The 14,717-nt window shown below is 41.1% G+C and carries 17 protein-coding genes; 2 read left to right on the top strand and 15 right to left on the bottom strand.

Features of this window, described 5'->3' with window-relative positions; all coding sequences use genetic code 11:
• Positions 1-40: 40 nt before the first annotated feature.
• Positions 41-808, bottom strand: a complete 768-nt coding sequence (gene tpiA, locus PSV17_RS03705; RefSeq protein ID WP_300479812.1) for a triose-phosphate isomerase — start codon at positions 806-808, stop codon at positions 41-43.
• 290 nt (positions 809-1,098) lie between these two features.
• Between tpiA and PSV17_RS03700 the strand changes: the two genes are divergently transcribed.
• The gene (locus tag PSV17_RS03700) at positions 1,099-1,377 is read left to right on the top strand and encodes an aldehyde dehydrogenase family protein (RefSeq protein ID WP_366910327.1); all 279 of its coding nucleotides are present in this window, start codon (positions 1,099-1,101) and stop codon (positions 1,375-1,377) included.
• Positions 1,378-1,549: 172 nt separating this feature from the next.
• Here PSV17_RS03700 and rlmF read toward each other — a convergent pair whose 3' ends face one another.
• Entirely contained in the window at positions 1,550-2,509 is a 960-nt protein-coding gene (gene rlmF, locus PSV17_RS03695; protein WP_300479810.1) for a 23S rRNA (adenine(1618)-N(6))-methyltransferase RlmF, read from the bottom strand.
• A gap of 222 nt (positions 2,510-2,731) precedes the next feature.
• Here rlmF and PSV17_RS03690 point away from each other — a divergent pair, with 222 nt between their 5' ends.
• Positions 2,732-3,946, top strand: coding sequence for an EAL domain-containing protein (locus PSV17_RS03690; RefSeq protein ID WP_300479809.1), 1,215 nt, complete (start codon positions 2,732-2,734; stop codon positions 3,944-3,946).
• A gap of 164 nt (positions 3,947-4,110) precedes the next feature.
• On the opposite strand, the gene PSV17_RS03685 is transcribed toward PSV17_RS03690, so the two are convergent.
• The 13 genes from PSV17_RS03685 to fliG form a co-directional block, all read right to left on the bottom strand.
• The gene (locus PSV17_RS03685; RefSeq protein WP_300479808.1) at positions 4,111-4,863 is read right to left on the bottom strand and encodes a flagellar brake protein; all 753 of its coding nucleotides are present in this window, start codon (positions 4,861-4,863) and stop codon (positions 4,111-4,113) included.
• 84 nt (positions 4,864-4,947) lie between these two features.
• Entirely contained in the window at positions 4,948-5,745 is a 798-nt protein-coding gene (fliR, locus tag PSV17_RS03680) for a flagellar biosynthetic protein FliR (RefSeq protein ID WP_300479806.1), read from the bottom strand.
• A 60-nt stretch (positions 5,746-5,805) separates the two neighbouring features.
• Complete coding sequence (gene fliQ / locus PSV17_RS03675) at positions 5,806-6,075, bottom strand: flagellar biosynthesis protein FliQ (protein ID WP_300479805.1); 270 nt, start codon at positions 6,073-6,075, stop codon at positions 5,806-5,808.
• A gap of 45 nt (positions 6,076-6,120) precedes the next feature.
• The gene (fliP, locus tag PSV17_RS03670; protein WP_300479975.1) at positions 6,121-6,828 is read right to left on the bottom strand and encodes a flagellar type III secretion system pore protein FliP; all 708 of its coding nucleotides are present in this window, start codon (positions 6,826-6,828) and stop codon (positions 6,121-6,123) included.
• A 76-nt stretch (positions 6,829-6,904) separates the two neighbouring features.
• Complete coding sequence (gene fliO, locus PSV17_RS03665; RefSeq protein ID WP_300479804.1) at positions 6,905-7,402, bottom strand: flagellar biosynthetic protein FliO; 498 nt, start codon at positions 7,400-7,402, stop codon at positions 6,905-6,907.
• Between the two features lie 12 nt (positions 7,403-7,414).
• Entirely contained in the window at positions 7,415-7,888 is a 474-nt protein-coding gene (gene fliN / locus PSV17_RS03660) for a flagellar motor switch protein FliN (protein ID WP_300479803.1), read from the bottom strand.
• Entirely contained in the window at positions 7,878-8,882 is a 1,005-nt protein-coding gene (gene fliM, locus PSV17_RS03655) for a flagellar motor switch protein FliM (RefSeq protein ID WP_300479801.1), read from the bottom strand. Before fliM ends, fliN begins: the two co-directional genes overlap by 11 nt.
• Before the next feature lie 18 nt (positions 8,883-8,900).
• Positions 8,901-9,401 carry a flagellar basal body-associated protein FliL gene (fliL, locus tag PSV17_RS03650; protein ID WP_300479799.1) on the bottom strand — a complete coding sequence of 167 codons (501 nt, stop codon included), beginning with the start codon at positions 9,399-9,401 and terminating at the stop codon, positions 8,901-8,903.
• Positions 9,402-9,626: 225 nt separating this feature from the next.
• On the bottom strand, positions 9,627-10,913 hold the full coding sequence (locus PSV17_RS03645; RefSeq protein ID WP_300479797.1) for a flagellar hook-length control protein FliK: 1,287 nt from the start codon (positions 10,911-10,913) through the stop codon (positions 9,627-9,629).
• 96 nt (positions 10,914-11,009) lie between these two features.
• On the bottom strand, positions 11,010-11,459 hold the full coding sequence (gene fliJ, locus PSV17_RS03640) for a flagellar export protein FliJ (RefSeq protein ID WP_300479795.1): 450 nt from the start codon (positions 11,457-11,459) through the stop codon (positions 11,010-11,012).
• A 28-nt stretch (positions 11,460-11,487) separates the two neighbouring features.
• Positions 11,488-12,891 (bottom strand): flagellar protein export ATPase FliI, encoded by a 1,404-nt coding sequence (gene fliI / locus PSV17_RS03635; RefSeq protein ID WP_300479974.1) that lies wholly within the window; start codon positions 12,889-12,891, stop codon positions 11,488-11,490.
• A gap of 119 nt (positions 12,892-13,010) precedes the next feature.
• Positions 13,011-13,658 (bottom strand): FliH/SctL family protein, encoded by a 648-nt coding sequence (locus tag PSV17_RS03630; protein ID WP_300479793.1) that lies wholly within the window; start codon positions 13,656-13,658, stop codon positions 13,011-13,013.
• Positions 13,659-13,717: 59 nt separating this feature from the next.
• Positions 13,718-14,716 carry a flagellar motor switch protein FliG gene (fliG, locus tag PSV17_RS03625; RefSeq protein WP_300479791.1) on the bottom strand — a complete coding sequence of 333 codons (999 nt, stop codon included), beginning with the start codon at positions 14,714-14,716 and terminating at the stop codon, positions 13,718-13,720.
• Position 14,717 lies beyond the last annotated feature (1 nt).

Here is a 14,717-nt window from a genome sequence, read left to right as displayed (position 1 = left end):
ACAAAATGCTTAAAAAACTATGATGATTAAACCCTAAGTATTAACTCTCATAAACATTGCTGGCAGCTTGGCATATAGCAACAAACTCATCGGTATTAAGCGAGGCGCCGCCCACCAAACCACCATCGATATCAGGCATTGAGAAAAGCTTGGCGGCATTATCGGCTTTCACGCTTCCACCATACAGAATGCGAATATTTTCAGCTATATCAGCATCTAATAACTCGATATGCCCACGTAAAAAACTTAGAATATTTTGCGCATGCTCTGGCGAAGCGGCTTTCCCAGTGCCAATTGCCCATACAGGCTCATAAGCGAGTACTCCACCAGCTAAACCTTTGACACCAATCTCTTCAATTACCGCATTAAGTTGCCGTATCGTCACCACATCGGTAATGCCGTCTTCATATTCTTCTAAGGTTTCGCCCATGCAGAAAATAGGCTTCAAGCCTGCTTTTATTGCCACTTCAAACCGCTCGCCTATCGCGTGGTCGGTATCGTGACCTCGCTGACGACGCTCAGAATGGCCGATAATGACATATTCGCAGCCAAACTCTTTTATCATGCCAGGCGAAACCGAGCCCGTATAAGCACCAGATTCATAGCGACTCATATTCTGTCCGCCCCAAGTAATTGGGCTATTCTTTAATATAGCTTCAGCTTGAAACAAATACGGATGCGGCATACAGACCGAGTAATCTGCATTTGGAAAATCTTGAGTGCCTATTAACAAGCCCTCTAAAAAAGCTTTGTTGCTGGATAAAGAGCCGTTCATTTTTCGGTTTGCAACCACTAGCTTACGTCTCATTTAAAATCCCTAGCCAATATTAAAGCAACTTCAAAGTAAGTTTGACCCGATTTCTTAGCAGGGCAAGTTTGATAATTATGTAGCAATTTTCTCTGTATTTTGTATGTAAGTTTTGGCAAATCAGTCGGAATTTTATTCCTAATTTTTGCATGTCTGCAAATGCGTTGTAAAACACCTCAATATATATTCAAACGTCAGGCGCTTAGCTTTATCTCTAGTTTTAAATTTTGTAAGGATGTAAACATTCAGTCCTCAATGTTCCGAAGAAACCTCCATAGGCACATTATCCCATTAAAGAGGAAATTTTTGGCCCTGTATTATGTGTAGTACGTGCGGAAACATTTGAAGAAGCACTAAAACTAGTCAACGACCACGAATTTGATAATGGCACAGCCTTTTTCACGCGTGATGGCGAAGTTGCGCGTGAATTCACTGCCCGTGTTCAAGCGGGGATAATCGGCGTGAATGTCGCGACTCCTGTACCAATTACTTTTGATAGCTTTGGCGGCTGGAAACGATCATTATTTGAGGATCACTTTATCTACGGCACTGAAGGCATACGTTCTTAATACATGCTTGAAAACTACACCCTCTCACTGGGCTTCTGCTGTTAAAAGTACGGGGGCTGAATTTGTCATGCGACGATGAATTAATACGCGTCAATTCATCTAAAAAAATGACCTCCTTAAAAATGAGGTACTTAATTAAGGAAGCTAATAGCAATGCTGGGGCTTGATTAACCTAAGAAGAATACCAAGCTCGTTGCTGCTTAGCATTCAAAAATGTCCAAGCAACAATACGGCTTTGTTTTTGCCCTTGCGTCATTTCTATGGTTTTCACTTCTAAAGCATTTGCATTTTTAAGCGCACGGTAAACACTAGGCAAGTTTGCTGCTTTTGAGATGAGCGTACTAAACCAAAGGCATTGCGTTGCAAACTGTTTGCTTTCATTAATCATGCCAGTGACAAAAGCCTCTTCGCCACCTTCACAATATAATTCAGTGGCTTGACCTCCAAAATTCAGCAATGAACATTGGGGGTTCTTCTTTGCTTTACCTAAGCCGCGCCATTTGCGCTGTGTACCTGCTTGCGCATCAGCTAATGAGGCGTGAAAAGGTGGATTGCACATTGTAAAATCAAAGGTTTCACTTAAGCCTTCGCCCTGCTTAATAATGCCTTTAAAAATAGTCTTAGGTGAAGTTTGCAGGCGCAACTCAATCATGCTCGACAGCATATTCGCATCGACAATATGCTGTGCATTTTTTAAGGCATTACCATCAATATCTGCCCCTACAAAATGCCAGCCGTATTCGTAATTACCAATCAGCGGGTAAATGGCATTTGCACCTACGCCAATATCTAAACCCCTTATAAATTCACCTTGGGGTATGACCCCGCCATTCACCGAGCTAAGTAAATCTGCCATGTAGTGCAGATAATCTGCTCTCCCAGGGATAGGTGGACAAAGGTATTGCTTGGGAATATCCCAAGTAGCAACTGCATAAAATTGCTTGAGTAGCGCCTGATTCAATGCCTTAACGGCTTGTGCGTTAGAAAAATCAATGGAAGCTTCGCCATATTCATTTAATTTAACAAACGGCGCTAATGTAGCATTGATTTGAATTAGCTGATCGAAATCGTATCGGCCTCGATGATTATTTCGCGGGTGCAAGCCTGTTTTTGGGAGATCGGAGCTAGCCATCGTAATGATTGTTTTATTCTAATGGAGGTAATGTTTTAAGGTGCAAGTAGGATAACATTTATTTTGAATTTGATAGCCCTTGAAAAGCGCAGAGAAAGTAGTGAAATGCTTTAGAAACTTAGTAATCCACCTCAGTTTTGAGGTAAAATTTGTATAAGAATTAGTTATTTATTTACCTAAGTTAGAACATTGTTTAATAGTTTGAATTTGAGAGTCGAAGATATGGAAGATCAAGCATTTATCGGGCGTCAGCCCATTATGGATGAGAAGCAACAAATCATTGGCTATGAGCTTTTCTTTAGGCATAGTGCAGAGGCAGATAGCGCCATATTTGAAGATGAATTTAAAGCCTATTCCAGCGTGCTAATGAACACCATAGGAGGCATTGATATGCAGTGGCTGTTAGGTGACAAACTCGCATTTATAAACGTGAATGAAGAAATGCTTAACAGCGAGTTTTTGGAGTTAATGCCACCAAAACGTACTGTGCTTGAGATTTTACGTACAGTATCACACAGTGCAGAAACGACGGAGCGTTGCAAAAGTCTAAGCGAACAAGGCTTTAAAATTGCATTAGATAATCCCAATTTAAACACGGAAAAATCTCCCTTATTGCCATTTGCCAATTATATTAAAATAGATATTCAACTTCTTAGTTCTGCAGAATTGCAAAACGCTTACAATCAACTCCACGGATCTTCAGTAAAAATGATTGCTGAAAAAGTTGAAACCGATGCGCAGTTTGATGAGTGTAAAAGAATTGGTTTCCGTTTATTTCAAGGGTTTCATTTTGCACGCCCTGAGACATTTACCTCTAAAGTCATTAATGCTTCATTTGACAGTGTATTGAATATTCTCAATACAGTCAGTAAAGATGGTGAAAATAGTGAAATTGAAGCAGGGTTTAAAAAAGATACTGCTTTATCATTCAAGCTATTGCGCTATATTAACTCTGTTGGATTTGGGCTTTCATGCGAAATACAATCCATCAATCACGCGTTAACTATTCTAGGCAGAAAGCAACTTTACCGTTGGTTAACCTTATTAATGGTGACGGCGGGTGAAAACTCTACGCCACCAGCTTTAATGAAAACATCTATCACCCGCGGACGACTGACCGAACTATTAGGTGAAAGCTACTTTGAGAAACATGACCGCGATAATCTATTCATCGTTGGTGTTTTCTCCTTATTAGACGCCATTCTAAAAATGCCGATGGAAACAGTGCTGGAGAAAATTCAACTGCCAGAAACTGTCAGTGAAGCACTTCTCACACGCACAGGAATTTATGGTCCTTTCTTGCAATTGACAGAAGCATGCGAAGACTCTGACGATAAGCGCATTCTGGAAATCGCCGAATTGTTGCAGTATGACGCCTCTAAAGTGAATGAATGCCATATTGCCGCACTGGCTTGGGTTGAAACACTAGGAATTTAGGTCAAATTATTATACAAAAGCCCCAGTCATTTTTATTGATTGGGGCTTTTTTTATGATTAAGCGATGTTTTATATAAGGACTATTTATTCCTTACAAAAGAATAGGCTAGGTTTTAAAAAAAGCCGCTTTGTATAATTTTTTTACTGAACACTATTCTAATACATTACAACTTACTTGCCAGCGCCATCGCTTGGCGTTCTAAATTAAAGGTATATCGATTGATTAAACCTTCGTTACCGCGTGATGGTGATATAAACTGTAGCCCTACTCTGTGTTTGACTGTGCCATCTTTCATGGTAATTGGCCTGATATTACGCACTTGTAACGTAAGATTAGTCTCCCCTATCTCGGGGAAGTTGATTCTACATTGATCGAAATTAGCACCAATGACAAATACTTCATTTAACGGATTAGCTACTATCACGCCAATGCCACCTAAACTAACATCGACCAATGTTAACTCAAGCACTCGATTTGCATCAGGACTTTCTGCATCTGGAATGGGAATAATGCATGGTACTGGGTTAACAATAGGGGTAGTTAATCGAAAAAATTCTCTACGTTGTAAACGCATTAACTTATGAGGCAAAGCAATCTTAATGGCCTTACCGTCTTTCAGTGTTGCTAAAGTGAGTTGATCACTTATCCATTTAATTCTAACACCATCTTCTTTAGAAAAAACCACATGATGGCTTGCCAATAATCGATTGTTAAATGCATCGTCAATACCAATATCAAGATAAACCACATTATTATGGGCATCGACAGAAATCACATTAGTCAGACAGGTGTCATGACTGAATGATATTTTAATCATCTCGTGATGCTTAGCCAGTTCGTTTAATATCTGAATGATTTCTTTTTGATTTTGAACAATAAACTGCTCTTCATCATATGCATGTGTAACGTCTTCCATGATCTTCCTATAAACTTTCTACTGTCAATATTAACTACAAATAATTAATCACTGCATTTTCCGTGTGAATACAGCTAATTTAAATTAGTTGTTTAAATTTGATTTGTTTGTGGGCACTGCTACCTGCATCATATTGCTAACACCTTTCTCTATAAAATTCTCAATCGGTTTTAGCATTCCTGGTAATGAAAGCGCTATAACAACCAGCCCAAGACTTAATGTAACAGGGAAGCCAATACCAAACAAATTGAGTTGTGGAGCCGTTTTTGTGAGTATGCCCAATGCCATGTTAGTGATCAACAAAGCTGCCACCGCAGGCAATGCTAATAATAAACCTACACTAAATATGGCTTCGCCCCACATAGCGATTTTTAAGGGCTCGATACCACTACCTCCGAGTGCAATTGGCATGGTCACAAAGCTATTAGCTACGGCTGTTATTATTAATAGATGGCCATCTAAACTTAAGAAAATAAGCATCGCTAGTAGCACCAAAAATTGATTAATTGCCGTACTTTGTCCTTGAGTTTGTGGATCGAAGAAACTAGCAAAACCAAGGCCCATCGACATACCAATTAATTGCCCTGCTAGCTCAACCGCAGAAAAAACCATGCGCATACTAAACCCAATGGCCAAGCCAATGACCAACTGTTGCACTAGAATCAGTAAACCTTGAAATGAAAATATCTCGAACTGTGGCATCGCTGGCAAAGTTGGCACTATGATTAAAGTCAGCATGATGCCTAGGCCAAGTTTGACTTGATTGGGAATGGCTGTATGGTTAAATATAGGTGCTGCCGCTATCACGCCTAATATTCGTGTCAACGGCCAAAGCAGGTTCACAATCCAAGTTTGTAGAAGATCGCTGCTGATTGAAATCATTGTATAACCTGACGACTTTACGTTGGCTTAAGCTTGTTAATCTACCGAGTTAACTATAGCTTAGTTAGCCATAGCGGGAATACTCGTAAAGACTAAATGCATATAATCGACCAATGTAGTTAACATCCATTGACCTGCAAACATCAAAGTGCCAAATACGCCGACCAGTTTAGGAATAAAAGATAAAGTAGCCTCGTTTATTTGGGTTGCCGCTTGAAAAATACTGACCAAAAGACCAATTGTAAGCACGACCAGTAGAATAGGCGCGGCAACTAGCAAAGTGATTTCCATTGCATCTCGACCTAATGTCATCACGCTTTCTGGGGTCATTGTAGGTTTCCTTTAGAAAATATCGTCTTAGAAATAGATGGAGTGTTAGTAAAAACTTTGCACCAGCGAACCTAGCAATAATTGCCAACCATCGACTAGTACAAACAACATCAATTTGAATGGTAATGACACAATAGCAGGCGAGACCATCATCATCCCCATCGCCATCAACACACTCGCAACCACCATATCAATAATCAAAAATGGAATGAAAATGGCAAAACCAATTTGAAACGCAGTTTTTAATTCACTTGTCATAAACGCGGGGACCAACACTAATAAAGGTACTTGATCTGGGGTGTCAATTTTTTCCATTTTTGCCATATTCACAAATAGTGCCAAATCACCTTCACGCGTTTGCTTCATCATAAATGCTTTAAGTGGAGCTGCGCCCTTCTCCATAGCCTCTTGCATAGTGATTTTATTTTCTGAAAGCGGTTGATAAGCATCTACATAAATTTTATCTAGCACAGGGCTCATAACGAAAAATGTTAGAAACAGCGCCAAACCAACCATCACCTGATTTGGTGGTGCAGATTGTGTGCCTAAGGCTTGGCGCAACAATGACAACACGATAATGATGCGTGTAAAACCTGTCATCATTAATAAAGCGGCTGGTAAGAAGGTAAGTGAAGTCAGTAAAATGAGCGTTTGCAAGCTCAAGGTGTAATTCTGACCACCGCCCGCTGCCGGCAATGCATTCACTAAAGGCATACCATTTTCAGCGAATGCCATGCCAGGCAATATCAGCATGCTGGCTAAAATCAGTGCAGCGAATGCAACGGTTTTATTGAGTATAGATTTTAGTAATGATGTAGTCATGGCTAACTTAAATTGAATTGTCTGTTTTACTATCTGTATCTTTTTTTTCTAAAATCTTACCTGTTGATTTTAGTAACCATGATGCAAAGGTATTACTAAAGCCATCGTTGCCTGAATCGGTCATACTTCCACCCATCGGCATACTTTCAGCAAGGTTGTTAGTACCACTTTCTAAATTCGCAAGACTGCTGACTTGTCCTGAAGCGACGCCAACCACAATCCAGCGACCCGCAACTTCTAACACCACCACACGCTCGCGAGAACCTACACTTACGCCACCAACAATGCGAATCACTGATTGCTTGTTGCCTACACCTGGCACCATACGTTTCAAAACCCAAGTTATCAGCGCCATCACAGCTAATACCACAGCAAGACCAATCACCATTTTTAACACGCCACCTGTGGGCGATACAGCAACCGCTTCTGCAGAAAATGCTAAACTTGGTGCAAAGCTAAGTATTGCTAAAATATTCAGAGCGAAATGTTTATGATGTTTTGTCATAGCAAGCACTTTTTAGCGATTGATTTTACGTATGCGCTCAGCAGGCGTAATAATGTCCGTTAAACGAATACCAAACTTATCATTCACCACCACCACTTCACCTTGTGCAATCAAGCAGCCATTAACCAATACATCCATCGGCTCACCAGCCATGCCATCAAGCTCAACCACTGAACCTTGTGCTAGTTGTAGTAAGTTTTTAATCGCAATTTTAGTGCGGCCAAGTTCAACAGTAAGCTGTACTGGAATATCCAAAATGAAATCAATATCATTTTGCGTATCTTGTAATTTATTTTTAGCGGTAAATTCTGTAAACACTTGAGTTTGCTCAACATTCTTGGCTTGTAAAACTGAAGCATCTGTAGCCTCTTGCTCGGCCATCGCCGCGCCCCAATCATCTGCGGCTTCGGCTGTACTTTGTTCTGCCATCGCGGCACCCCAATCATCTTCCGCAACGGCAGTATCATCTATAGCATCATTCGCCATAAGGTTCTCCTTTTATATATTCGGTGGAATTGGATCTCAATAATTTTTCTACACGTAGCGCGTATTGACCATTAAACATCCCATATTTGCAAAGCATCACAGGTACACCATCTACCTGCGCTTCAATAGACTCTTCAATATTAAGTGGTATCACATCACCGACCTTCATATTAAGCACTTGGCCAATCATCATATTGGTTTTGGCAAGGTCAGCCACTATCTCAACTTCAGCCGCTTGCACCTGTTGAGTCATGAGTTTTACCCAACGTTTATCAGTGCCTAACACCTCACCTTGCAATGGTGAACTGAGCATGTCACGAAGCGGCTCTAACATAGAGTATGGGAAACAAAAATGAATCTCGCCACTAGCTGGGCCTAATTCAACATTAAACGTAACTGCGATCACCACTTCATTCGGCGTAGCGATATTGGCAAACTGAGTATTCATTTCAGAACGCATATATTCAAATTGAACGGGGTAAACTGGTTCCCATGATTTTGCGTAAGTTTCAAATACAATATTGAGAATGCGCTGAATAATGCGTTGTTCAGTCTGAGTAAAGTCACGACCTTCTACCCGTGTATGAAAACGGCCATCGCCGCCAAACATATTATCAACCACCAAAAACACCAATGTAGGGTCGAACACCATGAGTGCTGTGCCACGTAATGGCTTCATTTGTATTAGGTTTAAATTGGTGGGAACCACTAAGTTACGCACAAAATCACTGTATTTAGTAATGCGCACAGGCCCAACTGATACTTCCACGGTACGACGTAAAAAGTTAAACAATTCAATACGCACCAAGCGAGCAAATCTCTCATTAATGATCTCAAGCGTAGGCATCCGCCCACGAACGATGCGCTCTTGCGTGGCAAGATTGTAATCTCGCACATCTCCCGCATTTGCAGCAGGTTGTTCGTCGTCTTGATCGCCGTCGACACCTTTTAATAAGGCATCAACTTCGTCTTGTGATAAAAATTTATCGGCCATGGCTTAGTATCGAACGCATTATTGAATGACGAAGGATGTAAAAAAGACACCTAACACTTCTTGAGGTTTAGCATTTTTAGAAAATGGCTTAACAATCTCAGCGACAATCTCATCACTCAATTTCTGTTTACCTTCAGAGGTTGAAATATCAGACGCGGTTTTGCTAGTCAACAACATCAATAGACGGCTTCTAACTGCGGGCATTTGCGCCTTCAATAGCTCAGCCTGTTCAGCATTAGCCACTTGTAATGAAATCTCCGTTTGCAAGAATTTATCGTCAGGATCAGGTTGAAGGTTAACCGTAAAGACATCAAGCGATACAAATACTGGCACCTGCGCTGGCTCTTCATGCTTAACTTCTTTTTTATGATCTGACTTTTGGTGTGTTAAAAACCAACCTGCGCCAGCGCCACCAGCCAACAATACAGCTACGGCAATCATAACAATCAATTTCTTTTTGGATTTTGGCGCTGTTTCTGCTGGTTCTTCAGCGCCTTTTGGTTTGGGATCTGCTGCCATTTTATTGCCTTTCCATATGTATTAAACCTGTACTGCCTGTTTGGCAGTCACTGGTGTTATTGATGCTTACATTATGGAAAAAAACAGCTTAGTAACATGCTTAGATAAGAGAGGGAAAAAGGTGTTAAATTGAAGATTGTGATTGTGATTGTGATTGTAAAATATGAATGCCTAGCATTTTTTATGCTTACAAAATTAATCGAAAAGAACCATGCTGACTTTCACTTATACAAAGGTATCGACTAAACCATTGGAGGTATGCACTAAGGTTTTATTAGAGCTGTTAACCTGTTCAGTGGAAGATATAGTTGAATCTTTAACTGATGCTTCTGCTCTTGATTGCTGGGCAGCTTGCTGAAACTGTTGTTGCATTTGCCCGCCAGAATTCACGTTTGCCTGACCCAGTTGAATACCGGACTCATTCATTTTTCCACGTAGGTTATCCATACCATCTTGCAGCGCCTGTCTTACTTCAGCATTATCCGAAATAAACGTCGTATCGGCTTGATCATTGTGTACACGAATCACGATTTGTAATGGCCCTAGGTCTGGAGGGTTAAGTGTTAACGTGGCGGATTGCTCTTGAGCACCTAGCATCCATACGACCTTTTGACTAATGGCTTGATCCCAACCTGCTTTTCCTGGATAGACATTGAGGGTATTGCTACTGCCTAACTGCTGCATGGCTTCTGCGGCTTTAGCTTGAATGCTTGGTAGACTGGTTGTTTGGTAGTTAGCAGGCATCGCCATTTCTTTATTTAAGGAGTCTTTTTCAGCCTTTAGCATCAATTTAGCAGCATCATCACCATTTGCAGACTTAGCATTTGGCAACACAGTATCTATCCACTCACGACCAGACTGTTTATCATCAATAACGGCTAAATCTTTAGCATCAGCGCTATTTTTACCTTGAGACAAGGCATTGCTTAACACCGAATCTTTTAATATAGAGCCTTTTTCGGCGCCTAAACTGAGTTGTTTATCGGCAGTCATTTCCGAGCCATTCCCCGCTACCGCAGTTTTTGCTAATGCTGTCTGTTTAACTTCAGACATCATAGAGGAAAACATCTGCAGGCCAGAGATATCTGTGATGGGCGTTTTATCTGATAAATTGACATCCTTCAGAATTGCACCATCATTTTCAACTTGAGATTCATCACCCCCTTTGAGTAAGGCAGACTTTGTATCAAGCGCCATTATTTCTTTAGAGGCCAGTTGCATGGGGTCAACTTTTTCCGCATCCTTGATAGCTTTGGTATGATTGGTCGCAGTCTTCACTTGTGGTAAAGCGCTTCCATTTTGAGCATTTTTTTGAGTTTGTTTCGTTTGGTTTTGTTTACTCTCAATTTCTCTGGCTGAAGCATGTTTGGCTTGCACTTGCTTGTTTAACATCATTTGGAATGAAGCGTTATTTTCAGTATTAGATGCGCTAGATACTGGAGTGTTTTTGTTAACTGCATCTAATGGTTTTTTTAATGATGTCTCGGTCATTTGTAATGATAAATTCTTCATGTTATTTAATCCCTAAAACTAAAGTCGTTTATTGTTAGCCTAAGTTTCAATTAATTCTTCAATTAATAAAATAATAATTAGTTAATGATGGTTAAGTTACTGATGCTTAGTTCTAGTAATACGCATCGCAAACTCATCCATAAGCTTCTGGTCTTTTTTTTGCTCTACTTTAAGCATGCGTTTTTCAGATCGATTTGTTAGCACTTCATAAGAAAGTTTTTTACGCTGACTTTCTTGCCATAATTGCTTGTGAACTTTTACTTGCTGATTCGCCATCTCAACCACTTGTTGCTGCCCAGCGATTGCTTGATCTAACTTACCAAAAAAATTCTGAAAATTTTGATAAGACTCAGCGCCCATCCCAGTCTCTAAAAGCTTATTCAGATTTCTCACATAATCTAGCCTATATTCATTTAGCATTTCTTGCTTAACGAGCGCCTCATGAGCCAGTTTCATTGCCTTAGCCAAAGCCAATGCAGCCTCATCCACCTCTTTTGAGGCTAGGTCTTGTAACATTGTTAATACATTGCTTGATTGCGTTGCCATACTTTCTCAATCTATGTTTACGTTTAATTTACAAACCATCTAAAACATACGCTAGCTGGCCAACACTCTCTTCAACCCCTGATCTCTCAGAAATTCCTTGCTGCAAAAATGCATCTATCTTTTCATGCCTAGCAATCGCCTGATCTAGTATGGCGTCGCTCCCTGCCTCATAAGCCCCTACGTTAATTAAATCAACACTACGCATATAGCGCGAGTTAAGCTGCTTTAATTTACGTGCAAGCTTTTGGTGTTCTGGGCTAGTAATATTGTGCATTGCTCGGCTGATAGACTGTTCTACGTCAATCGCTGGATAATGTCCGCTTTCAGCCAAGCTACGGCTTAATACAATATGCCCATCTAAAATGGCACGCGCTGCATCGGCAATTGGGTCTTGTTGATCATCACCTTCTGTTAGCACCGTATAGAAAGCTGTAATTGAACCCTCACCACGTTTACCATTACCTGTACGCTCAACCAATGCAGGTAATTTAGCGAATACTGACGGTGGATAACCTTTAGTCGCTGGTGGTTCGCCTATCGCTAATGCAATTTCACGTTGCGCCATGGCATAACGGGTTAATGAGTCCATAATCAACAATACGTTTTTACCTTGATCGCGAAAATTTTCAGCGATGGTGGTTGCATAGTTTGCCCCTTGAAGACGCATTAAAGCTGGCGCATCGGCTGGTGCGGCTACTACTACCGAGCGAGCTAAACCAACGGGGCCTAATATTTGTTCAATAAACTCCTGGACTTCACGTCCCCGCTCTCCGATTAAACCCACCACAATCACATCAGCAGTGGTATAGCGCGCCATCATGCCTAGTAACACACTTTTACCAACACCAGAACCCGCAAACAAACCCATTCGTTGACCACGTCCCACAGTGAGCATGCTGTTAATTGCGCGCACGCCTACATCTAAAATCTCTTCAATGGGTGCTCGCATTAATGGATTCATAGGACGTGCATTAAGCGGTGAGCTTTGAGCAGCGGATATTTTCCCAAGGGCATCTAAAGGATTGCCTGCGCCATCTACCACACGTCCTAACAACTCATTGCCAACAGGAAGATGACGTGCACGGTCTGTTACGCGTCGGCGAGGCGGGTTACTGTGGTGAGGTTTAGGCAAAGCTTCTGCAACTTCTAAGGCGAAAACTTTTGCGCCTGGCATTACACCGTCTACACTACTTTGTGGCATTAATAACATACGCTCGCCGTCAAAACCCACCACTTCTGCCTCTACACGCCTACCTTCAGCAAGTGGCACATAACAAGCACTGCCAATTGGTAATTTAATGCCAGCTGCTTCCATAACTAAGCCCGTTAACTTAGTAATACGCCCAGCAATTTCTAAGGGCTCGACAATACGCAAAATTTCTTTGCAATCACGAATATGATCATGCCAGCGTTGACTATGTATATTTTGCATGTCAACTTTTGGCTTAATTGATTGAGGAACAGTTTCGCTTAATTGCTCAACCTCAGCTAGGTCGTTATTCGACCCAGGAGTCTGCTGAACTAACACCTGCGAATCGAGTTCTGCGGAGTTCATGCTAGCAACCAGTCACTTTTTTGTGATAAAGCATCACTAATACGTTTCCAGCGCACTTCATTACTTGCATCAATTTGATTAGCGCCTGTTTCTACAATGCAACCACCACGCTCAACATTAATATCTTCTTGTATCTGCCAATGCTGGCTGGCAATTTCTTCAGCAAGATATTCACGCAACATTTGCGCATCATCATGATGGACTAATATTCTTGCTGGCTTTTGCACATAAGGCAAATAATGAATCGCATCCATAACAACAGGTAGCACTACTGTAGGGTCAATATTAAGTTTAACTTTCAACATGGCTTTTGCTATTTCCAATGCTAATGACAGTGCATCATCCGCAATTTGCTCATCAGATTTTTCCAAGGCATCACTGAAAGAGTTCATCAACTTTAAAAAGTTATTTTTTTCTTCTTGAGCATATTCACGTGCTTTTTCCATGCCTACTGCAAAACCTTCTTGCATGCCTTTGGTGTAAGCCTCTTTGCGTGCGACTTCAAAGATTTGTGTGATTTTTTCTGAAGCGACAGTGTCTTCTTTTTTCTTAGGCTTACTAGTACTAATACTGGAATTACCATCAGAAAAAGAAGACATCTCCCAACGTTCATAGGCAGTTTGCTGTTCTTTGGGAATATTCATAGCACTCCTATGCATACTGCATAATAAAATTAGAATAATCGCAGTTAAAAATACTGCCTTTAGACATATTGATCATCTCCGCCTTTACCAGCGAGTTGAATCTGACCTTCATCGGACAACCTGCGCACAATTTGCAAGATTTGTTTTTGCTGCGCTTCAACCTCTGAAAGTTTCACAGGCCCTTTAGATTCTAAATCTTCTTTCATCATTTCTGCAGCACGAGAAGACATATTTTTGAATATTTTCTCGCGCATTTCTTCAGTGGTACCTTTAAGTGCAATGATCAGTGTTTCAGATTGCACTTCTCTCAACATGACTTGAATGCCCTTGTCATCAATATCGATAATATTATCGAACACAAACATCTCATCCATAATCCGTTGTGCCATGTCATCATCGTAATTTTTAAGGCCTTCCATAATGATGGCTTCATTGTCGCCGCTCATAAAATTCATAATTTCGGCGGCCACTTTAATACCACCCATTGTTTGTTTTTTAAGGTTCTCATTACCTGTTAGCAACTTAGTCATCACGTCATTCAACTCACGTAAAGCAATAGGCTTTACGCCATCAAGCGTTGCAATCCGTAGCATGACGTCTTGGCGTAAGCGCTCTGCGAAGTGACCAATAATGTCAGAAGCTTGATCTGCATCTAAGTGCACAAGTATGGTGGCAATAATCTGTGGGTGCTCATTCTTAATAAACTCCGCCACGGTAGGCGCATCCATCCACTTGAGGCTTTCAATACCACTTGCATCGCGAGATTGCAAAATACGATTTAACAATCCTGAAGCTTTGTCCTCACCTAAGGCTTTATTCAGCACTGAACGAATATACTCATCGGAATCTAAGCCAAAATCACTACTTTGCTCTACCTCAGTCATAAAAGCTGCAACAGTGGTTTCTACTTGCTCACGGCCAACAGATTTCAATGTTGACATAGCCGTACCAAGCTTCTGCACTTCTTTAGGGCTAAGAAACTTCATCACTTCCGCAGCTTCATCTTCACCTAGCGCAAGCATTAAGATTGCGCTTCTCACCACACCTGCATCACTCATT

It is taken from the genome of Methylotenera sp. (genome assembly GCF_029946165.1).
Lineage (GTDB): Bacteria > Pseudomonadota > Gammaproteobacteria > Burkholderiales > Methylophilaceae > Methylotenera.
Note: the sequence above shows the minus strand (reverse complement) of the source record. Positions and strands in the feature narration are given on the sequence as shown.